At 39.3% G+C, this 21184-nt stretch carries 13 protein-coding genes, 19 tRNA genes, 1 rRNA gene and 1 pseudogene; 2 read left to right on the top strand and 32 right to left on the bottom strand.

The genetic code is table 11. From position 1 onward, the window contains the following. Positions 1-23: 23 nt before the first annotated feature. The 11 genes from BN2425_RS14335 to BN2425_RS14270 form a co-directional block, all read right to left on the bottom strand. Positions 24-521 carry a CBS domain-containing protein gene (locus BN2425_RS14335; RefSeq protein ID WP_042460732.1) on the bottom strand — a complete coding sequence of 166 codons (498 nt, stop codon included), beginning with the start codon at positions 519-521 and terminating at the stop codon, positions 24-26. 546 nt (positions 522-1067) lie between these two features. Then, on the bottom strand, positions 1068-2588 hold the full coding sequence (locus tag BN2425_RS14330; RefSeq protein ID WP_042460730.1) for a glycine betaine uptake BCCT transporter: 1521 nt from the start codon (positions 2586-2588) through the stop codon (positions 1068-1070). Positions 2589-3373: 785 nt separating this feature from the next. Continuing rightward, positions 3374-4285: a PTS system mannose/fructose/sorbose family transporter subunit IID gene (locus BN2425_RS14320; protein WP_042460724.1), complete on the bottom strand. Its 912-nt coding sequence runs from the start codon at positions 4283-4285 to the stop codon at positions 3374-3376. A gap of 18 nt (positions 4286-4303) precedes the next feature. Continuing rightward, positions 4304-5110, bottom strand: a complete 807-nt coding sequence (locus BN2425_RS14315; protein WP_042460721.1) for a PTS mannose/fructose/sorbose transporter subunit IIC — start codon at positions 5108-5110, stop codon at positions 4304-4306. Positions 5111-5144: 34 nt separating this feature from the next. Further along, the gene (locus tag BN2425_RS14310; RefSeq protein ID WP_042460719.1) at positions 5145-6116 is read right to left on the bottom strand and encodes a mannose/fructose/sorbose PTS transporter subunit IIA; all 972 of its coding nucleotides are present in this window, start codon (positions 6114-6116) and stop codon (positions 5145-5147) included. A 451-nt stretch (positions 6117-6567) separates the two neighbouring features. Beyond that, positions 6568-6930: a DUF956 family protein gene (locus BN2425_RS14305; RefSeq protein ID WP_042460717.1), complete on the bottom strand. Its 363-nt coding sequence runs from the start codon at positions 6928-6930 to the stop codon at positions 6568-6570. A gap of 290 nt (positions 6931-7220) precedes the next feature. Continuing rightward, the gene (locus BN2425_RS14300; protein ID WP_042460715.1) at positions 7221-8237 is read right to left on the bottom strand and encodes an oxidoreductase; all 1017 of its coding nucleotides are present in this window, start codon (positions 8235-8237) and stop codon (positions 7221-7223) included. A 156-nt stretch (positions 8238-8393) separates the two neighbouring features. Next, positions 8394-8909 carry a spermidine N1-acetyltransferase gene (gene speG / locus BN2425_RS14295; RefSeq protein ID WP_042460713.1) on the bottom strand — a complete coding sequence of 172 codons (516 nt, stop codon included), beginning with the start codon at positions 8907-8909 and terminating at the stop codon, positions 8394-8396. Between the two features lie 527 nt (positions 8910-9436). Further along, a complete protein-coding gene (locus BN2425_RS14290) occupies positions 9437-10240 on the bottom strand; it encodes a metallophosphoesterase (RefSeq protein ID WP_042460710.1) in 804 nt (267 codons plus the stop codon). 412 nt (positions 10241-10652) lie between these two features. Next, entirely contained in the window at positions 10653-12143 is a 1491-nt protein-coding gene (locus tag BN2425_RS14285; RefSeq protein ID WP_042460707.1) for an amino acid permease, read from the bottom strand. 1451 nt (positions 12144-13594) lie between these two features. Beyond that, complete coding sequence (locus BN2425_RS14270) at positions 13595-13924, bottom strand: hypothetical protein (RefSeq protein WP_042460704.1); 330 nt, start codon at positions 13922-13924, stop codon at positions 13595-13597. A gap of 1482 nt (positions 13925-15406) precedes the next feature. Between BN2425_RS14270 and BN2425_RS14265 the strand changes: the two genes are divergently transcribed. Both BN2425_RS14265 and BN2425_RS23550 read left to right on the top strand, forming a co-directional pair. Further along, positions 15407-16783, top strand: coding sequence for a M28 family peptidase (locus BN2425_RS14265; RefSeq protein WP_042460701.1), 1377 nt, complete (start codon positions 15407-15409; stop codon positions 16781-16783). 336 nt (positions 16784-17119) lie between these two features. After that, positions 17120-17194 (top strand): annotated as a pseudogene (locus tag BN2425_RS23550) (IS3 family transposase); the annotation flags it as partial. A 386-nt stretch (positions 17195-17580) separates the two neighbouring features. Here the strand turns inward: BN2425_RS23550 and rlmD are convergent. The 21 genes from rlmD to rrf all read right to left on the bottom strand — a co-directional run bounded on the left by rlmD (position 17581) and on the right by rrf (position 21161). Then, positions 17581-18957: a 23S rRNA (uracil(1939)-C(5))-methyltransferase RlmD gene (gene rlmD, locus BN2425_RS14255; RefSeq protein ID WP_042460695.1), complete on the bottom strand. Its 1377-nt coding sequence runs from the start codon at positions 18955-18957 to the stop codon at positions 17581-17583. Between the two features lie 215 nt (positions 18958-19172). Next, a tRNA-Arg gene (locus BN2425_RS14250) sits at positions 19173-19246 on the bottom strand. Positions 19247-19256: 10 nt separating this feature from the next. Then, positions 19257-19347: transfer RNA gene (locus BN2425_RS14245), tRNA-Ser, on the bottom strand. Between the two features lie 12 nt (positions 19348-19359). Next, a tRNA-Asn gene (locus BN2425_RS14240) sits at positions 19360-19434 on the bottom strand. Positions 19435-19454: 20 nt separating this feature from the next. Continuing rightward, positions 19455-19531: transfer RNA gene (locus BN2425_RS14235), tRNA-Ile, on the bottom strand. 2 nt (positions 19532-19533) lie between these two features. Beyond that, positions 19534-19607: transfer RNA gene (locus tag BN2425_RS14230), tRNA-Gly, on the bottom strand. A 23-nt stretch (positions 19608-19630) separates the two neighbouring features. Further along, positions 19631-19704: transfer RNA gene (locus BN2425_RS14225), tRNA-Asp, on the bottom strand. A 3-nt stretch (positions 19705-19707) separates the two neighbouring features. Further along, positions 19708-19781, bottom strand: a tRNA-Met gene (locus BN2425_RS14220). Between the two features lie 165 nt (positions 19782-19946). Then, positions 19947-20039, bottom strand: a tRNA-Ser gene (locus BN2425_RS14215). Positions 20040-20059: 20 nt separating this feature from the next. Next, positions 20060-20133 (bottom strand) — tRNA-Met (locus tag BN2425_RS14210). Positions 20134-20152: 19 nt separating this feature from the next. Continuing rightward, positions 20153-20225 (bottom strand) — tRNA-Ala (locus BN2425_RS14205). 12 nt (positions 20226-20237) lie between these two features. Continuing rightward, positions 20238-20314, bottom strand: a tRNA-Pro gene (locus tag BN2425_RS14200). A 3-nt stretch (positions 20315-20317) separates the two neighbouring features. Then, a tRNA-Arg gene (locus tag BN2425_RS14195) sits at positions 20318-20394 on the bottom strand. Positions 20395-20407: 13 nt separating this feature from the next. Beyond that, positions 20408-20496 (bottom strand) — tRNA-Leu (locus BN2425_RS14190). A 5-nt stretch (positions 20497-20501) separates the two neighbouring features. Continuing rightward, positions 20502-20576 (bottom strand) — tRNA-Gly (locus BN2425_RS14185). A 7-nt stretch (positions 20577-20583) separates the two neighbouring features. Next, positions 20584-20668: transfer RNA gene (locus BN2425_RS14180), tRNA-Leu, on the bottom strand. Between the two features lie 11 nt (positions 20669-20679). After that, positions 20680-20755 (bottom strand) — tRNA-Lys (locus BN2425_RS14175). A gap of 13 nt (positions 20756-20768) precedes the next feature. Then, positions 20769-20844, bottom strand: a tRNA-Thr gene (locus tag BN2425_RS14170). 19 nt (positions 20845-20863) lie between these two features. Then, a tRNA-Val gene (locus BN2425_RS14165) sits at positions 20864-20939 on the bottom strand. A gap of 1 nt (position 20940) precedes the next feature. Then, a tRNA-Glu gene (locus BN2425_RS14160) sits at positions 20941-21015 on the bottom strand. Between the two features lie 29 nt (positions 21016-21044). After that, positions 21045-21161 (bottom strand): 5S ribosomal RNA (gene rrf / locus BN2425_RS14155). Positions 21162-21184: the final 23 nt, after the last annotated feature.

Genomic DNA, 21184 nt, shown 5'->3' with positions numbered 1-21184 from the left:
GAAGACCAATCCAATAATGAACATTACATACTAATGCCCCCACTTACCCCGATACCAGTGTCTTCATTAAATATTGTTTTTGATAAAGTATGGATAATATCTCCTCTGCTGATAATTCCTATAACTCTACCTGCACCATTCACTACAGGTATCTTTTTAAAATGATGTTTAGATATTAAACGTATAGCACTTTCAAAGTCATCATCCGGTGCTAATGTTTTTATATTTTTCCTTACCATAATTTTTTCAACAGGTGTATTCATCCTTTCTCTTAATACATCTTCTATTTTTTGAGCCTCCTCTATATAGGTAACATAGTAGGCTAAATACACTTTCTCTTTATTAGGAGAAAGAAAACGTACGATATCCCCATCTGAAACAACGCCAACTAAATTCCCTTTATCATCAACGACTGGTACACCACCAATCCGATTGGTTTCTAATATGGAGATTAATTCTTTGACAGTAGTTGTATTTTTAACGGTAATTATATTTCTGATCATAAAATCACGAACTTGCATTTTAGACATACTCCTTTCATTTATCACATATTCCCTTTCCTTTTAGTAAAAAAGGGATTCTAGTTTAAGGATACTCCAAATTTAAAGGTTCATTTTCATCTATTTTATGAACTTTTTTTCTAATAAATTTTATAACAAAATTCTTAACAACATTGAGTTAGGACTTGGACGATTCATCTAAGGGCTTTTTGTTCCTTCAAACGGATGTATCTTTCTTGGTACCATATCCCTTACTTGTATACCATTACACCTTTTCTTGTTTGGAAAAGCTTTTTCATAAAAAACAACCATTTCCTCTTTGCTGAAACAGAGTTTTATTATAAAGTTAGAACATTTCAGTCTGTAGATAAACCCGAAATATTAATCGGTTTGCCTATCCAAAAAAATGACCTATACTTTCCAAATTAGAATACTATCTTAATGAAAAAAAACCCTGAATTCGCATTTTTTACGAAAACAGGGTCTTTTTAGCAAGACTTTTTTTACATTATGAGAGTTCATAATAACATTATGGGAATTCAAAGTAGATGTTTCTTAAAAGTGACATTAAGAAGTTTTTTTATGTGAATTTGGTTTGATATATAACCCAAGTTCCTTTTTCTCTTTTGTTAATGAGCGGTAAAGAGAAACCATCATTAATAAAATGATGAATGAGAATGGGAATGCTGCAGCAATTAATGCATTTTGAAGTGCTTGCAATCCGCCACTATATAGAAGAATTAATGCTACAGTAGACTGGGCAATACCCCAAGATAGTTTTACAGAATTGGGTGGCGTTAGTGACCCATAGGTTGTTTGCATTCCAAGAACGAAAGTTGCGGAGTCAGCAGAAGTGATAAAAAATGTACACACGAGTGCAATGGCGACGATTGAAAGAAGCGTTGACCATGGTAACTGATTAAAGATGGCAAATAAGACTTCTTCATTAGCAAATTTTGTTAGATCGATATGCCCAGCATTCTGAACGTCAATCCCTGAAGTCCCAAACACTGCAAACCACAAAAAGCTTACAAGGGACGGCAGCAATAGAACGCCCACTATAAACTCCCGGATGGTTCTCCCTTTTGATACACGCGCAATAAAGATCCCCACAAATGGTGACCAGGAAATCCACCATGCCCAATAAAAGATGGTCCAGCCATTGATCCATGAGCGATGTTCTTCATTGAGAGGAGAGAGTCGAAAACTCATCTGAACGATATTTTGAATATATCCACCAATGGTATCAGTAAACATGTTTAATATTAGAATGGTTGGTCCTGTGATGAACATTAAAGCAAACAACGCAATAGCTAAAACCATGTTCGTGTTACTTAAATATTTAATCCCTTTTCCCAGTCCAGACCATGCCGACATCATAAAAAGAACGGTAACAATTACTACAATGATAAACTGAACGGTGAAATTATTTGGTATTCCAAATAAGTATGATAAACCGCCATTGATTTGTGCTGCTCCGAATCCTAATGTGGTCGCAACCCCGATCACCGTGGCAAAAACAGCTAACACGTCTACAGCTGTACCGAGAGGCCCTTCCATTCTTTTTTTTCCTAACACGGGTTTTAATGTAGCTGAAATGAGACCAGGTTCCTCTTTGCGGAATTGATAGTAAGCCAAGACTAGGGCAACGATTGCGTAAATTGCCCATGCATGAATTCCCCAGTGAAAAAAGGTATACCTCATCGCCTCTTTTTGAGCATCAGCTGTTCCTCCCTCTGCTAATGGAGGATTAACGAAATGAGATAGTGGTTCAGCAGCTCCCCAAAATACAAGACCAATCCCCATACCCGCACTAAATAACATGGCAAACCATGAGACATTTGAGAACTCAGGCTTATCACCAGGTTTCCCTAATCTTATCGCCCCAACAGGACTAAATATAAGAAATATACAAAAGATGACAATTATTGAAACTAATATTAAATAATACCATCCAAAAGCGGTTGTAAGAAATTCCTGTATATTGCCTGTTACTTCCTCAAAACTTTTTGGTGCCGTAACACCGAAGATGACTGATGCGAGGACAATTGCCATTGAAATCCAAAAAACGTTTGATATTCGTTTCATCGAATGCTCCCTTCTTTATATAAGTAATTTCCAGTGATTCGTCATACACCTGTTTTCTCCATTTTCTAAAGATACTAACTTCCTCTCATCAAATCCCATTTGTTACTAATATAAGACATGTAAATAATGGTAATCCTTCTTAAACCGCTTTTTAGTTTGATGAGAAAAAACTGTTCACCCTTTAAAGAAGAAAGCAGATGAAAAACAAAATAATAAGTTATTTGCCCCTCCAAATAAGGAGACCTAATCAGCGATTCCTTATTTTTCGACAAATACTGTACTATATCAGTCTAATATAAATAGAAACTGATATCTATTTATATGATTTATCTACAACCTAGGTAAAGTAAGGAATGTATTTATAAAGAGGGAAATATCGATGCGATAAATCCCTCTCCTATATGTCGAAAATTATGCAAAATAGACGAAAGGCAGGTCCCATGTGTCTCTCCACAGATCCTGCTATCTGTACTTTTTTAAAACATAGAGAAACATTTTCAATCCCGTGAATACACAATAAATGATTGGTAAGTAGAGGTAACATTTTTGGTGCTTGAAGAAGACGGTCATAAGGAGCTATCCTGTTAAACAAATACCAATCAGACAAAATGGTTAGGAGACTTATCCACATATTATTCACAGGAGCATCAAAACTTTGTTTTACATTATAAAAGTTAACAAGAAAATCCTCTAATTGAACATTTGTTGGCTGCATGGCAGGTTTTTGTTTTGGTATACAAAAAGCACCTCCTTAAAGTACCAGGAGGTGCTGCTATAAATATTTATTACATTAGGTGAATTAAGTGGAAGACGATACCGACCACGAACAACCCAAGAATCATAATGATAGGAGAAACTTTCTTTTTAAGCAACCACATGCAAAGGAAGGTGATTAGCAATCCAGCTAAACCAGGAATTAAACTATCCAAGTTATTTTGTAAAGTAGTTACTTTAACAGGTTCTAATGAAAGCCCACTAGCTTGCTGCTGCAACGCCGTTTTAATCCCTTCAGCCCCGCCAGGTAACTTATCCCATTCGATGTAAGCACCTTTGGAAAGTTTAACTTCGGATACAACCGGCGCAAATCTTACGGATACCCATCGGTTAACTAATGAACCAAGGATGAACATACCTAAGATGGATGCACCTTTCGTAATATCTTGAAGTACTCCGCCAGATATGTCGTCCGTAATTTTAGATCCAGCTTTGTAACCAAATTCTTGCGTATACCACGTGAAGCCCATCCGAATGAGATTCCATAACACGAAGAAAATAATTGGCCCAAGGATGTTACCGGTCAAAGCAAGTGAAGCGCCTAACGCACCAAGGATTGGTCTAACCGTGAACCAGAAAACTGGGTCCCCGATCCCTGCTAAAGGCCCCATCATACCAACTTTAACCCCTTGAATGGCTGTGTCGTCAACCGGCGCACCATTCGCACGTTCTTCTTCAAGTGCCAAAGTTACACCAATAATCGGTGATGCTACATATGGGTGAGTATTAAAGAACTCTAAATGACGTTTTAGTGCAGCAGAACGATCTTCTTTAGTATTATATAATTTTTTGATTGCGGGAATCATCGTATAAGCCCAGCCACCGTTTTGCATCCGTTCATAGTTCCAAGAACCTTGAATGAAAGTGGAACGCCACCAAACAGAAATACGATCTTTTTTTGATAATCTTAATTCATTTGCCATTTTTATGCGCCCTCCTTCTTAGTAACTATCAATAATATCGCCTATTGGATCACCCATATTGGAGCCGCCGCCCTTACCTGAACCGCCTTGTTTAGAAAGCGCTAAATAGATAAGTGCAAGAGCCACACCAATAGCACCTAGACCGATAAGTGTGATTTGTGAAACAGTCGCTAATACGAAACCAATTGCGAAGAATGGCCATACTTCTTTTGTCGCCATCATGTTAATAACCATTGCATAACCAACAGCTACGACCATTCCCCCGCCGATTGCTAAACCGTCTGTCAACCAGACTGGCATAGAGGTAAGCAATTCTCTAACCGGACCTGCACCAATAGCAACGATTAATAAAGCTGGGATGGCAATACGTAATCCCTGCATACAGATTGCAACGATTTGCCAAAGTTCAACTTTTTTGATATTTCCTTCTTGAGCTGCAGCATCCATAAAGTGTACGATTGCGGTTGCTAGCGTACGAACGATGATGGTTAATAATAGGCCAGCAACTGCAAGTGGAACAGCAATTGCAATGGCAGAAGCCACACCGGCTTTACCTTGTCCACCTAAAACTAAAATGATAGCAGAGGCAACTGAAGCTAACGCAGCATCCGGCGCTACGGCAGCTCCGATGTTTGCCCAACCTAAAGCGATCAATTGAAGAGTACCGCCTAAGATAAGACATGGTACTAAGTTTCCTGTAACTAAGCCAATTAACGTACAAGCAACAAGTGGCTGGTGGAATTGGAATTCATCCAAAATCCCTTCCATACCAGCTAAAAATGCTACGATAAAGACTAATATTATTTGAATCACATTCAAATCCATGAGTATTAATCCTCCGTTTCACTGAGTATTAGAATTATTTTTGTTTGTTTAACTCTTCTTGAGCCTTCTTGATAATTTCGCTCATGTCACCTTTTGAATCGTTCGGTACTTTACGTACATCGAAGTTCAAACCAAGTTCTTTTAACTTTTTAAAAGTATCGATGTCATCTTGGCTAAAGGCCAACACTTTATTCGGCTGCACTTTACCTGGCGAGTGTGCCATCGAACCAACGTTGATTGTCTTCAATGGGACGCCGCCCTCAACCGCTCTAAGTGCATCTTGCGGGTTTTCGAACAAAAGTAACGCGCGCTGGCCGCCGAAGTGTTGATCATCTTTTGCAAGTTCGATCATTTTTTTGACTGGAACAACGTGTGCCTTTACACCTGGAGGAGCAGCTTGTTGGATCAATTTCTTACGAAGATCATCCTTAGCTACTGCATCAGATACAACGATGATCCGTGTAGGCTGTGTCGTTTTTGTCCAAGCAGTTGCTACTTGTCCGTGAAGCAAACGAGAGTCAATCCGTGCTAACACATATTCAAATTTTCCAGGGGCGCCTGCATTAGATGTCCCGGCAGCAGGTGCAGCTGTTGCTGTTGCTGGTTCTAATTCTTCAGGTCTTACTTTGACGCCTTCTTTAGCAGGGCTCAGAATATTCGCAGCAATTTCATGTGCTGTGTTCATGGAGAAGCGAGATGCAAAAGCTTCAATTAACATTGGTAAGTTCATACCAGCAACGATTGCCCATTTATCTTTGTGTCCTTCAAACAAGCTGTTGGCTTGATTGAAAGGAGTTCCACCCCAAAGATCGACTAAAAATAATACTTCGTCTTGGTTATCGAAAGAGGCGATTGCTTCTTGCATTTTTGCCTTTACATCATCAGGTCCTTCGCTCGGCATCAAGGTAACAGCTTTTACATTTTCTTGTTTTCCAAAGATCATCTCTCCAGATTGCAAGATACCATTTGCAAATTCGCCGTGACTAGCAATGATAATTCCTACCATCTTTATACCTCCTATGATTAATGTTAGAGCTTAAAAAACATGGTAAACTCCTAAAGTTACTTTCAACTCATCTAAAGCGGTTACACTTACAACGAAAAAACAACAAAAAAAGGCATAAGCAAAAAGTCGATTAAATGAAGGTTTGGGTATAGAATGCCCCTTATTCTTCATTTCAATCAATACTTTTTACTCATGCCTGATCGAATCAGTAACACGTAAAAAATAATGGCTATTTCATTTATTTTTCAACCGCTGTGAATGAATGTCAAGTAAACAGCTTCTCAATCAAATAAAAGCCTTTTCATTGCTTGCGGCATCACTTTAATGAGCTTACATGAGAGATTATAGCACCATGATATTACTCTTTCAAGAGGTAATTTAACAATTTTAGATTTTTTTCGACAAAAAAAGACAAGTTCCCACCTGTCTTGATAGTATCATTATTACTTTTTCATTTCCTCTTTAAGCCGCGTTTGATTACATCAAAGAAACTTAAAGACTGGACCATATGATTCGGATCAACGTACTCCCGTATGGTTCGCAAAACTTTCTTCGGATCCTTAGAAGAAAATGTGAAATTCCCATTCCGCTTAGTTTTGATAGCAAAACGCGGAATCCATTTCCCTTTGAACATGACCGAAGCGATTACGTAATCAACTTCTTCCCAAGGAATTTGAATAAACTTACGGGCATCACGATCATTGAAGAATTCAAATCCTTTGTCTCCAATCATGATTTTCCCATATTCTCCAATTCCCATATGCGAGGTAGCATTTATAACCAAATCGACTTTAGTATTGATTGATTGGACCATCTTATTTACTCCATCTCTTTCTTTTAATAAGGCTCGTTAAATTTTGCTGTTGATTTCCACTCCAATCAACAGAGTAAAAAAATCAAAGCTATTGTTTTACAGTGCCTTTAATAAAAATATTATACGCACTTTATTAGTTTAAGCAACGTATACATAAAACAACATTGAGCATTACCTTTAAAACATAAGATCGATTTCCTATTCCACTATCGACTTAAAATGGAGCAATATAGTAATTAGGGGAACCTAAATTTGTTGAGGTTCCCCCTTACTTCTGCTTATTTTTAATTTTACTTTAAGTTTTTAACTCCAGTTTCTAGTATTTCCATTTGTAAAAGTGTCTGTTCATCTGTAATGGTTTTATCTTTACCATTTATGATGGCTTCATATAAATCATCATATACTCTTCCATAATCGCCATTTACGGATTTCACTTTTTCTTCGTGGATTGTACCTTCTTCATCGATATATGTCAGTACACCATAATGATTTATGGTATCGATACCGAAATCTTTGTGATCAGGCATGTAAAATAGCTTTAAATGTTCTTCCTGACGATCTTTGGTTTCTTTTACAAAGCATCCCTTTTTGCCATAAACGACGAAGCTAGGTCTTTCTTTCAGTCTGAAATAACTGGACTTAACAGATACTTTTAACTTGCCATAATATAAATCCAAATCAAAATAATCGTTCATTCTTCCTTGTCCTAATAATTGCCTCACATCATAATGGATATGATCGGGCTTGCCAAAAAAGCTGATGACCTGATCAAGTGTATGACAGCCATGTCCATATAAAAATGACTCAATAGGTTTAAAAGAATGAGTTGACTCTGGTACTTCCGGACGGAAATAGTCATAATGCATTTCCAACTCCAGCAAGTCCCCAAGTTTCCCTTCTTCAATGACCTTTTGAACGGTTAAAAAGTCACTATCAAAACGTCTGTTTTGATACGCCTGAACAATTAGTCCTTTCTCTTTTGCCATTGCAAATATCTCTTTTGCCTGTTCTGAGGTTTCCATAAACGGCTTCTCGACTAAACAGTGTTTATTATGTTCTAATACTAATTTTGCGTATTCAAAATGACTGTCCGTTCTTGTGCAAATTACAATAAGTTGAATGTCTTTGTCATTTAATAGTTCATCTAGATCAGATGTATATTGGACCCCAGCAATTCTTTTCCAACTTTCATGCATAGGATTTCTTTGATAAATGGTTTTTACCTTTATATTCTCTCTTTGCAAAACGAACGGCAGATGATATCTGTTCGTGCTTTTCCCGTTTCCAATATAACCAATAGTAAGCATAGCAGCCCCCTAAAATATTTTATTCCATATTTTCTGTTATACTACTCAACCTGTGCTTCTTGCAATTGTTTGGGCTTCAATACTATCCTCATATATTAATTTCCTGCTATAAGTATAGCTCCATAAAGTGTCTCTTACCAAATTCACGGTCTTATTTCAAGAATCCCTACTGAAATATTGACGTTGAAACATACACATTCTTATTGCATTATGGTATTCACCGTCAACAAAAAACTCATCGATTAATTCTCCTTCAAACTGAAAACCGAGTTTCTTATATATATGTATCGCTTTTTCATTGGTCTTATCCACGATTAAATATAATTTATACATATTTAACACAGAAAACGCATAGTCCATAGCGAGATAGGTTGCAGCCTTTGCATATCCATGTCCTTGATGATTCGGATTAATAATAATTTGGAATTCTGCCCTACGATGAATATAATCAATCTCTACTAATTCAACCAACCCTACCAATTCAGTGCCCTTTTGTACAATAAATCTTCTTTCACCCTGATCATGAATATGTTTATCATATAAATCCTGCAATTCCACAAATGACTCATATGGCTCCTCGAACCAATAGGACATGATGTTGGCATTAATATTTAATTTATGGACAAATCCTAAGTCTTCTCTTTCTAATGGCCTTAATTTCACATCACTCATTATCTTCCCAACCTCCTAATCCTGCATTAAATCAGGGGTATCCCCATTATGATAAAGTTTAAAATCTTCCGTCTCCGCTTTGGATACCAACTATTTAACATTAGGTATCGACTCTTTAAAGGAAGACTAACTTGACTATATTTCCAAATTTCCTCTGCATGCCTTTTTGGATCAAAGGATCAATTCTTATGAAGTACCATGAATAATCATGACTTTAGCGTGCCCTATATTGTTTCAATTGAATCCCTTACTAGACAAGGGATTGAGTAATTTCATTTTGTTTTTCGAAAAAACGACATATCAAGGCATCTTATTAATAAATGTTGGAACGACCTCAGGATTTCCCCCCGCCAATCTTTGAAATTACAACATTAGTCTCTTTTATAAACCAGTTTAAAAAATATTAAAGAAGCTAAAAAGACGATTCACCTATTTTAAGGTTAGAAGAATCGTCTTCTATTGTTTATCTGACTATGATTACATGATTGGCAGCAGCTTACTGAAGACCAGTACTTGGCTTATCTCTATTAAATTTCAATGATTTTAATCGTGGAAAAGATCTCTTCTTCTGCTGTTTGATGGCTCCATTCGTGAGGATAATAACCCAGTGGATTACAAATTATTTCCATTCCTTCTATTTGTTCATGGTATCGGGTGTGAATATGTCCGAAAATATATTTCTTCACCCCATATTTTAAAGCCAATTCTCCGAATCTAAAGCTTCCTTGCATTGCATTGAAAAAGTCCCATTTAGGGTCATCCTTGTATAAAACAAACTGCGATAATGGTACAAAATGTGTGACCAATATGATATTTTTCCCATGATATTCGCTTAACCAGTTCTCAAGTTTCAAAATATACCGGTCCGTCTGTTCACGATCTGCCCCTGGCCAGTGGGCATAAATTTTATCCGGCCAAGTGAAATCCTGGTAGGTACCATTAGAAAATTGTTCTTCCGTAAACCCTGGGATTCCAAAGCTATAATCGTACCAGCCCCCTTCACCGATCACTACCCAATCATCATTTAATTCAACGGGACCATTGCCGAGGTTTCCCGGAAATTGAAGAAGCAATTCATGAGCAGCCTTTGAATCTTCATGATAGATGTCATGATTCCCATGGACGAACAAAAACTTTGTGCGAGGAGAATACTGTTGAAGCTGATTTAACAAAGCTAGGCTTTTTTCTGGACCAGCTGTCATATCGCCCCCAATGATAAACACATCGGGCATATGGGCCGCCATCCATTTATGTAACAGTCCCATCAGGTCCGTTTGGGTATTTTTGCGATTAAGGCCTTCATGGATATCTGACAATACAGCTATTCTCATTCCCATCTCTCCCACTCATCCCTTTTCGTAAATCTTTCTTTCTTCACTACCCATATTAAATTTTGCTTTTCATTATCAAATAACGATGCGACAGTTCCCAGCTCCGCACTAAAGTATATTCTTAATTTTTCTGAGCTAACAGTTGATTTCCTTACATGGTTCAAAATCAGCACGAAACTTGCTATTACTTATTCTTAACATGATGAATTCCATCCTAAATTTATATTTGAAGCCTTAAAATTCCTTTAAAAAAGACTCCCACCCCAAGGATACGAGCCATAAAACAACCATTTTATATTTTCACGTGACAATCCGATTGCTTCACCACTTCTTTTAAAGAAATCTGAATAATCCGTGTCCAACTGATAATGGAAAATAAAACAGCCCACATGATCAGCTGTGGGCCTTATCATTAATCATGTTTGTTTGCATATTCAAAGTCAAATTCACATTCTTCTAGTTTGACGACTTTTGTCTTCTTGATAAACTTATAGCCAAACAACAAACAAAGGAATAAAGGAATACCAAGATAGGCGGCAATCACATTTCCCCAATCAATTTTGGCGGAGAAAAACGCCTGATAGTCTTGCCCAAACGTCACAAGCAAACCAACTACAAGCGCAAAGATGGGTCCAAATGGATACCACTTTGCCCGATATGGCAGTTTTTCAAGCGAATACCCTTGAGCCAGATAGGCCTTTCGGAATCGATAGTGACTAGCAGAAATTCCAAGCCAGAAAATAAAACCTGTAATGCTGGCTGCATTCATTAACCATACATATACCATGCCATTACCAAAGATAGAAGAGAGAAACGTAAGCATACCAATAATCGTTGTGACCATCATGGCTGCAACAGGGACACCGCGCTTATTAAGTTTGGCAAAAATCCGCGGTGCTTGTCCTTCTTTTGCCATCGCATATAACATCCGGGTACAAGCGTATAGGCTTGAATTACCTGCCGACAAAATCGCTGTTAGAATAACGGCATTCATGAGTGCCGCTGCAAAGGCAACACCAGCCTTTTTGAAGACAAGCGTAAAAGGACTTACCATAATATCATCACTTAGCAAGTTTGGATTATTGTATGGGATGATTAGTCCTACAACAAAGATCGCCAAGACGTAAAAGATAAGAATTCTCCAAAAAATACTATTAATTGCCTTAGGGACCGTTTTAGCCGGGTTTTCACTTTCTCCCGCAGCAACTCCCACAATTTCCGTTCCTTGAAAAGAAAAACCGGCTGTAAGGAAAATCGCAAATGTACCCAGCAAACCACCGCTAAAAGGTGCTTTTCCCACTGTAAAGTTTTTGAATCCGATGGTCTGGCCGCCCATAATTCCAACAATCATTAGCAGTCCGATCACAATAAAAATAACAACCGCAGCGACTTTAATAATTGAAAACCAATATTCCCCTTCACCATACCCTTTAACGGATAAATAGTTTAGTAGAAAAATTAACGCTAAAAATAAAAAACTCCACAGGAAAGAGGAGGTATGTGGAAACCAAAATTGCATCACCATGGATGAGGCGGTTAACTCTACGGCAAGGGTGATGGCCCAGCTATACCAATAGGTCCAACCCAGTGCAAAACCAAATGCCGGGTCAATAAATTTACTCCCGTACGTGCTGAACGCACCGCTTGTCGGCATAAAGGCAGCTAGTTCTCCTAAACTCGTCATAACAAAGTACACCATTACCCCAATTATCATATAAGCGAGCAATGCTCCTCCCGGTCCACCTTGGGAAATAGATGCACCACTTCCAAGGAACAATCCCGTTCCGATCGCCCCACCGAGCGAAATCATCGTCAAATGACGAGATTTCAGTGTTCGCTTTAACATTTTGTCTTTTTGAGATGATTGTTGCAACATTTCTACTTCTTTTTCAGCTAAACTCATTTTTCATAACTTCCTTATGTGGTTCTCTTAGTTGCAGTATAAAAATGCATGTAAATTGATTATAATGCGTTAAATCTAACAAAACAATACTAAATAAATACCTCATTATGTATGCATTGGTGGAATCTTGGAAGTCAAAGCGATATGAATTAGTGCCTGGCACAACCCGATTTTTCTTGTTTCACTATTTTGTTCCACGCATTAAACATTTCGGTTATGGTTATTCATCAAGAAATGAATCTTTTCCTTCGTGTCTCGGTGAGTCGGGCCAATTCATTGAGGCATTATCAAAGACCACTATCCAAAGGAGTATATTGGTAGAAATATGTAGAATGTTTCTCATTATAATAAAATATGGCTAAGTATAAGTTGAAAGGAATGATTTAATGGCCATTCCGAATGAAAAAGAGAAATATTCATATGCTGGTTATCTAACATAGGATGAAGGTGAAAGGCTTGAGTTAATTAATGGGAAAATTTTCTAAGCAATGATATAGTTTCCGTTAATCTTTTCCCCGGGTTTAAATTAAACCTTAATCAAATATTTGTATAGATTACTTAAATTGCATACCTAATATTTAAGAGCCACTCCCTATGGAGAGGCTCCTTTCACAAGTTGCATCTATTATCTTTTTTATAAACGATGGGGGACCCCCATGCTATTTTAGTAATGACCGTGACACGCACTCCACATGCGTCGGGTGTATATGGCAACACATGGGGTGCTGGTGAGGTTGAAATATGATGTTCATTGCAAAATGGTAAAAATGCTATAATTTGAAAATTGTAGCTATTTATTCTCACCTGGGAACAATATCGCCATAATAATAATAATAATATCATTATCAAATTGCCTAAAATAAATCTGGAACTTCTTAATTACAATTCTTGAAATTCCTTTGTATTTACCAAATTCCTCTGTATAGACTCTTCCAATAAGAGGATTTTTTAATAACTCCTCTGTTTCCAATACAAGTTGAAATCAAGAGTTTCTTCTGGTGTAAATCTTGGAATTCTAAATCCGATGAGTTTTTTTCTCACAGCAAGAGTCCAAATCACATGATGGGTTTTCATTAGCTGAAATCCTTCACCGATAGTGACTTTAAAAGGTCCGAAGTGGTAACTCCATGTCCATTCTTATATTGTTCTGCACTTTCTTTATACATAATTTCAAGTTGCGGATTTTTCTTGACGTCAGTTTCTATTGATTGGTCGTCTTCCTCTTGAAGAACAAGAGAAAACCTCCCTTTACCTGGTATAGAAAATTGATAAAAGTAGAAGGTGTGATACTTCGGAGTATTTTTATCCTTTTGTTATGTTTGTATTAATTAAATAGGGAAATATGAGGAAGCACCTTTGTTACAATAGGTGAGGTCTTTGCTGATTTAGAGCATGGTGTTGCTGAAGATAAAGTACCTAGTCAAGTATAGTAGTATATAGGCATAGAAATATTAGCCAAAATATACTTTAACTCGCCCCTCTATTTGCGCTGTCTCCAAACAGTTTTGAATAAATTTCAGTATTTGTTTTTGATCCCAATTTAAGACGTCTTTTTCTGCTGGTGACTCACCGTGATTATAAAATTGTTTGTAGTCATCTAATGCTTTTTCAATTTGTTTAATTGAAAAAGAAGTACTACCCCCTGACCCACTGACTCCTGCATAATATTTATACGCATTAAGAAGCCTGTACAGTATTAAAGCATTATGATTCCCCATACTGAAACGCGCATAGGCAATTTCTTGTCCTGCTTTATTGTATCCGGATATATCGTGCCCCATAATGATGCTCCTTTATATTTAATTATATTGACTCCAGGCTAAGAAAAAGATTGATGAATGAGAATTTGTGGTTTAAATGGGGTATCACTCCCTTCAGGTAGAATTTTATGAGTGAATTTGCCTAGTGTGGTAGAAAGCAGGTCAAAGTTTAAAATGACGATGAATCAAATAAGGAGATTGCTTAAGTAACTATTAAATTTACAGTAGTTTCAATAAATTTTTTTAAGGATTCAAAATACGGAAGGACCTACTTAAGGTGTTAAGGAGATTAGTAGTGGTAATCTGGGGTAACCTATTTAATATTTTCATATTCTACTAAATTTGTCAAAGCAGAATTTTCGACAAATGTTCCTGCTAAAAGAGAGCATCTACTCTTTTTAAATTGATGATTTGCCCCCTGAAATTTTACAACGGTTAAATAGCCAGATTGGGGTAGAAGGGGACAAAACCAATCATTCAGATTTCAAAAAGCGCTTGAGCAGTATGTAAGGGTAATGAATTCACACCTAAAATATTGCATAGACTTGTCGAGAGAATCGAAATAAAAGCAGATGGGACTACAACAATCTTTTACAGATTCTCGTTACCACCTGCTATTAATCAACGTGTTCAACACATTTTAAACTTCCGAAATCCCCCGCCTCCACCCCCCGCATTGCACCATTTAAAATGAACTGTGAGCCAATGAACAGATTGAATGTCAAAAAGAGCAAGGTTCTAAAAGGTTAGAAAAGGTTCAAGTCGAAATTGAAACCTTACGAAATAAAAAGCTTTGATATGGAACCACAGATCCTACATTTTCTAATTGAGATGATACTTGTAATCACAATGGCACTGTCCATATTCACTACAGCTTTGTAAACTTGCTTCAAGACACAAAAAGGCAATGCCCAAAGGGTTAGTTGCCTTTCTTTTGCCCAATCACCCCACTCGAAATCCCGTTATTCCTTCGTTAGTTAAAAAAAGGTTTCCTTCTCCTCCGCTTTCATCATTATTGTTGATATGTTGGGGATAACTGACTTTTTACTCTCAATTTTTTGTAGAAACTTTATTTCAACTGTTGATAAGATGTGGATAAAGTTTATTTTACGGTGTTTGATATCGAATTCTTAGTCACACTTTTAAATGAACTGCGACACACACTCCACATGTCCGAGTGTATGTGTCAACACATAAAGTGTTGGTAGGGTTATAGGATATTGCAAAGTATGTCCTTTTTACCCGAATGTTAGGTGATGGAGAATTAATATAGTAATCTAGCTTTTTAATAGAGAATATATTAGTATCTTAGAATTGAGATACTATTAATTATCATTCTAATATAAGTAATTTTGGTATCGCCTTCAAAATAATGAAAAGATTCAATATAAGCTATTAGCGGATTTCATAGGAATCTTTAGGATTTTGTAAAACGATTCTTGTTTACTATATTCTTCCAAATAGGAATAATGAAAGAGTACACTATTCCAAAGGAGGAGTTCCATGTTTGGTAGAAAGTCAATAATCACAGTTCTTACAACAAGTATGCTTTTATCAGCAGGGGTTGTATATGCTCAAACCACCAATGCAGCAAATGCACAATCCGTAACAGCGTTTGACAACAAGATTATTAAAAAAATCAGTGCAGATAATATGTATAATACCATTAAGTATCTATCAGCTGTGCCAAGGGAAGCTGGTACAGAGGGAGAGGTTCGCGGGGTTGAGTACATAGAAAGCCAGTTTAAAAGTTTAGGCCTCGAAACAAGAAGAATACCATTCCCAATCTATGATTATAAGACAAATAGTCAGTTGGCTGAAGTTGACGGAGTTAATTTAAATGGACGTGCCTTTAGCGGCAGTGGAAGCGGAAATGTAACGGCAGAGCTCGTTAATGTTGGAAAAGCAACCACTGGGGAAGTTACGGATGCAGTGGCAGGGAAGATTGCTTTAGTTGCGAGGGGAGATATTGCGTTCGTTGATAAAGTAAAAAATGTATTTGCTAAAGGCGCAGTTGGGGTACTTATGTATAACAATGCTTCTGGAGCATTTACTGGCCAAGCCAACGGTGAGCTTCCAGCTGTAGGGATTACTCGTGAACAAGGCTTGAATCTAGTAGAAAAATTAAAAAACGGTCCTGTTACCGCTACTTTAAACGTCGATATACAAAAAATTGAGAAAACCTCTTTTGTGGTTGAAGCCAAATTAAAGCCAAACAAGAACAAGGACACAGGTCAGATTGTTACAATCGGTTCGCACCATGACTCCGTTCCTAATGGACCAGGGGCAAATGACGATGCCTCCGGTGTTTCTGCCGTATTGGAGTTGGCAAGAATTTTTGTCAATACTCCGATTGATACAGAAGTCCGTTTTCTGACGTTCGGTTCCGAAGAGAGAGGGATGGTGGGCTCATCCTTTTATGTATCACAGCTTCCACAGAGTGATATAGACCGTATGGTCGCCCATTTCCAAATGGATATGATTGGCGGGGCGGAAGCTGGAGAAGATCACCCATTAGGTGGACTGATCATGTACACTATCGACGGTCAGAAAAATCTTGTTACCGACTTAGGAGCGTCTGCCACATCGAGATTGTATGATGTTGCAATACCATATGGACAGTTAGGAAGAAGTGACCATCAGCCATTCCATGACGTTGGCATTCCTTCTGCTCTCTTTATCCATTCACCGGTTGAACCTCAGTATCACAAGCCAACAGATACAATTGATCATATCAGTAAAGAAAAGCTGCAGCAAGCTACATCAACCGTTGGAGCAGCAGCCTATCAAATTATTCGCCCGGATACACCTGCTCTAGAGCGAGCACATGTTGCCCCAGCAACAGTGAACTATGACTATGAAAACCGCCCAGTAGATTAATGAAGAACGAGTCAAAAAGCTTGAATCGACAAAGATTCAAGCTTTTTTCACTATATGCTAAAATACAACTAAAATTGATCTTAATCTTTTTACATTAACAAATTTCAATCCGCCTAGGTTCTTCTGTAATACTAACCTCACTGTAATGAAAGCATCAGGGAAGATTCAGTCCAGTTATCCGCATCCACAAAATAACCTAGGTTAATCTTTATCGTTTGTCTAGGCTGGATACTGCCAATTGTAAAAGACTTTTTTCGTTTTCGTATATTAGATAAAACAGACACAAGTCCAAACTATCTACAGGAATCTAACAGTATATAGCATTTTGAACAGAAACTAGCTGATTATACTCACTATTACAATCACAAACGAATGAAGGCAAAATTAAAAGACGTGAGTTCAAAGGAATAACGAACGAACTCACGTCGTCTTAAAAGTTGCAAAGTAATATTGGTCTAACTTTATTGGGTCAGATCAGGGTCAGTTGCCTTCTTTTGTGTAGTTAAAAAAATCCTTCCATTTCCCACTAAATTTCCCCTTACTTCTTCGTTCACTGTCATAATAAAGTCTTTCCATTTCTCCCGCTATTTTCCCTTCATTGCAAGAAAAAAACCCGTTTTCCGGGCTTTCCTTACGTTCTTTATCGAGTTGAATAAAGTTTTTCATCGAGCATTTACCCACGATTGTTGATAAGTCGGGCCTAAATCAGACTTTCTTCTCCTTTTTTGGACAAACTTTATTTCAACTGTTGATAAGATGTGGATAAAGTTTATTTTAACATGTAGAATTTCTATTTTTTAGTCAGGCTTTAGAATGAGTTGCGCGACACACTCCACGTGTGTCGTATGTGGAAACATATCCACTGGCTGCACTTCCAAAGTCTTATATCCGCCATCTTCCAATATTCGCAAATCCCGAGCCAATGTTGCTGGGTTACAGGAGACATAAACGACCTTTTTCGGCTTCATATCTGTAATCGTCTTAAGTAGGGTCTCATCGCAGCCCTTACGTGGTGGGTCCACCACCAGTACATCCGCAGCATTTCCTTCTTTATACCAGCGTGGAATCACTACCTCCGCTTCTCCAACAGCAAACTCCACATTGGTCATGCCGTTTAATTCCGCATTTCTTCTAGCATCCTCGATGGCTTCTGGCACCACTTCCACTCCGAAAACCTTCTTAGCCTTTTGCGCCAAAAACAAGGAAATCGTCCCAATTCCACAGTAGGCGTCAATGACACTTTCATCGCCGGTTAGGTTGGCGTACTCCAGCGCCTTTTCATAGAGTACCTTAGTCTGAACCGGATTCACCTGATAAAACGATAATGCCGAGATAGCAAACTTCACATCACCAATGAAGTCATAAATGACCTCATTTCCCCAGAGCACCGTTGTTTTCTCACCGAGAATCACATTTGTCCGTTTGGAATTTACATTATGTACAATAGATTTCACCTTAGGCAATCGCTCAATGACTTTGTCCACCAGTTCTTTTCGATGTGGCAAATCTGTTGTTCTCGTAATCAACACAACCATTAGTTCACCCGTCTGTTTACCGTACCGGGCCATAATATGGCGAAGGATCCCTTTATGGGACTCCTCATTATAAGCAGGAATCTCTAACTCATTGCAGATTTCTTTTACTACTTGTACCGCTTGATTAACCTCCGGCAACTGAATTAGACTTTCATCCGTATCCACGATTTCATGGCTTCGAGGCTTAAAAAACCCAGCAATCAGCCTGCCGTCTTTTACGCCTACGGGCACCTGTGCTTTATTCCGATAATTCCATGGGTTGTCCATTCCGATAATTGGATGGACTATCACATCCTCTAGCTTCCCAATCCTCGTCAGCACCTGACGGACTTGATTCTCCTTATATTTCAACTGTCCCTCATAGCTAATATGCTCAAGCTGGCAGCCGCCGTATTTGGTGCGCTCGTTGCTCGGAATATCGACTCGATAAGGGCTTTTCTCCTGAATTTCGATTAACCGCCCGATTCCGTAGCTTTTATTCACTTTAATTACTTTAACTTTTGCCTGTTCACCAGGCAACCCGCCCGCCACGAACAACGGGTAGCCATCGACCTTGGCAACACCCGCACCATCATGGGTTAAATCTTTAAATACTACATCTATGTAATCATTTTTGTTTACAGGCAATGTTCTGCTCATTCGCTTCTTCCTTTTCTCCGTAATAACTAGACAGATTGTATCACAAAGCATTAAATATCCCAAACGAACAATAATTAATTGTCTCGTAATGCTTGTACATGTTTACTCCAGCTCTTTAGGATACTATAAGATATTTTAAAATCAGCGTCCAAAAAAAAAAGACCCCGAACAGGGTCTGATTCAGTATCAAACGCTTAGATAAGCGTTTATGTTTACGCGCCTTAGAGGATTCGAACCTCTGACCGTACGCTTAGAAGGCGTATGCTCTATCCAGCTGAGCTAAAGGCGCATATTTATTATGGCGGAGAAGGAGAGATTTGAACCCTCGCGCCGGTTACCCGACCTACACCCTTAGCAGGGGCGCCTCTTCAGCCTCTTGAGTACTTCCCCGTTAAATAAAAATGGCTCCGCAGGTAGGATTCGAACCTACGACCGTTCGGTTAACAGCCGAATGCTCTACCACTGAGCTACTGCGGAACAACAATACATATGTAATATGGTGGGCCTAAATGGACTTGAACCATCGACCTCACGCTTATCAGGCGTGCGCTCTAACCAGCTGAGCTATAGGCCCATTGGAGCGGGTGATGGGAATCGAACCCACAACAACAGCTTGGAAGGCTGTGGTTTTACCACTAAACTACACCCGCACAAGAGTATATAATTTTGAAAACGGTCTGGACGGGACTCGAACCCGCGACCTCCTGCGTGACAGGCAGGCATTCTAACCAGCTGAACTACCAGACCAAATTGCGGGGGCAGGATTTGAACCTGCGACCTTCGGGTTATGAGCCCGACGAGCTACCGGACTGCTCCACCCCGCGATAATAAAAAATATTTAGAATGTCCATGCTCATAGTTTCATGGACTGTCCCCATCTCAGAAAGCTTATTCATGCAGCAGCTCGATGGGTACAACTCGCAGCGTATTCATCGAAGCAACGCTCGTTGCTCCACCCCGCGATAATAATAATAATGTTAGTGTATTTATGGAGGAGGAAGAGGGATTCGAACCCCCGCGCGGTTTGACCCGCCTGTCGGTTTTCAAGACCGATCCCTTCAGCCAGACTTGGGTATTCCTCCGTACAAAGTGTACTCTTTAGTAGCGGCGGAGGGGATCGAACCCCCGACCTTACGGGTATGAACCGTACGCTCTAGCCAGCTGAGCTACACCGCCATATTAATATAAACTTAAGTGGAGCCTAGCGGGATCGAACCGCTGACCTCCTGCGTGCAAAGCAGGCGCTCTCCCAGCTGAGCTAAGGCCCCATGTTTTTAGAATGGTCGGGAAAACAGGATTCGAACCTGCGACCCCTTGGTCCCAAACCAAGTGCTCTACCAAGCTGAGCTATTTCCCGAAATGGCGCGCCCGAAAGGAGTCGAACCCATAACCTTCTGATCCGTAGTCAGACGCTCTATCCAATTGAGCTACGGGCGCAAATATTTAAAGATGGTGCCGAGGACCGGAATCGAACCGGTACGGTAGTCACCTACCGCAGGATTTTAAGTCCTGTGCGTCTGCCAGTTCCGCCACCCCGGCAAGTCTGGAGCGGAAGACGGGATTCGAACCCGCGACCCCCACCTTGGCAAGGTGGTGTTCTACCACTGAACTACTTCCGCAAATAAATGGTGCGGGTGAAGGGAGTCGAACCCCCACGCCTTGCGGCGCCAGATCCTAAGTCTGGTGCGTCTGCCAATTCCGCCACACCCGCATTATTAAAAATGGTGAGCCATGAAGGACTCGAACCTTCGACCCTCTGATTAAAAGTCAGATGCTCTACCAACTGAGCTAATGGCTCAAAAACAAAAAAATGGTGCCGGCTAGAGGACTTGAACCCCCAACCTACTGATTACAAGTCAGTTGCTCTACCAATTGAGCTAAACCGGCACAATTTTAATTTTTTTAATGGTGGAGGATGACGGGATCGAACCGCCGACCCTCTGCTTGTAAGGCAGATGCTCTCCCAGCTGAGCTAATCCTCCATGGTGACCCCTACGGGATTCGAACCCGTGTTACCGCCGTGAAAGGGCGGTGTCTTAACCGCTTGACCAAGGGGCCAATCTTTTATTAAACCCCAAAAGGGGCGAGCCTGGCAGCGTCCTACTCTCACAGGGGCTTTCGCCCCAACTACCATCGGCGCTGAGAAGCTTAACTTCCGTGTTCGGTATGGGAACGGGTGTGACCTTCTCGCCATTACTACCAGACTCTTTTGTTGAGGTCATTCCCT

This window comes from Neobacillus dielmonensis (assembly GCF_000612665.1).
Classification (GTDB): domain Bacteria; phylum Bacillota; class Bacilli; order Bacillales; family Cytobacillaceae; genus Neobacillus; species Neobacillus dielmonensis.
This window is presented reverse-complemented; position numbering and strand designations above follow the sequence as displayed.

What these genes read in the sequence shown, in the direction of transcription:
- BN2425_RS14335 (WP_042460732.1), bottom strand. Translation starts at nt 521, where the DNA reads ATGCAAGTTCGTGATTTTATGATCAGAAATATAATTACCGTTAAAAAT.
- BN2425_RS14330 (WP_042460730.1), bottom strand. Translation starts at nt 2,588, where the DNA reads ATGAAACGAATATCAAACGTTTTTTGGATTTCAATGGCAATTGTCCTC.
- BN2425_RS14320 (WP_042460724.1), bottom strand. Translation starts at nt 4,285, where the DNA reads ATGGCAAATGAATTAAGATTATCAAAAAAAGATCGTATTTCTGTTTGG.
- BN2425_RS14315 (WP_042460721.1), bottom strand. Translation starts at nt 5,110, where the DNA reads ATGGATTTGAATGTGATTCAAATAATATTAGTCTTTATCGTAGCATTT.
- BN2425_RS14310 (WP_042460719.1), bottom strand. Translation starts at nt 6,116, where the DNA reads ATGGTAGGAATTATCATTGCTAGTCACGGCGAATTTGCAAATGGTATC.
- BN2425_RS14305 (WP_042460717.1), bottom strand. Translation starts at nt 6,930, where the DNA reads ATGGTCCAATCAATCAATACTAAAGTCGATTTGGTTATAAATGCTACC.
- BN2425_RS14300 (WP_042460715.1), bottom strand. Translation starts at nt 8,237, where the DNA reads ATGCTTACTATTGGTTATATTGGAAACGGGAAAAGCACGAACAGATAT.
- speG (WP_042460713.1), bottom strand. Translation starts at nt 8,909, where the DNA reads ATGAGTGATGTGAAATTAAGGCCATTAGAAAGAGAAGACTTAGGATTT.
- BN2425_RS14290 (WP_042460710.1), bottom strand. Translation starts at nt 10,240, where the DNA reads ATGAGAATAGCTGTATTGTCAGATATCCATGAAGGCCTTAATCGCAAA.
- BN2425_RS14285 (WP_042460707.1), bottom strand. Translation starts at nt 12,143, where the DNA reads ATGAGTTTAGCTGAAAAAGAAGTAGAAATGTTGCAACAATCATCTCAA.
- BN2425_RS14270 (WP_042460704.1), bottom strand. Translation starts at nt 13,924, where the DNA reads ATGGGGCACGATATATCCGGATACAATAAAGCAGGACAAGAAATTGCC.
- BN2425_RS14265 (WP_042460701.1), top strand. Translation starts at nt 15,407, where the DNA reads ATGTTTGGTAGAAAGTCAATAATCACAGTTCTTACAACAAGTATGCTT.
- rlmD (WP_042460695.1), bottom strand. Translation starts at nt 18,957, where the DNA reads ATGAGCAGAACATTGCCTGTAAACAAAAATGATTACATAGATGTAGTA.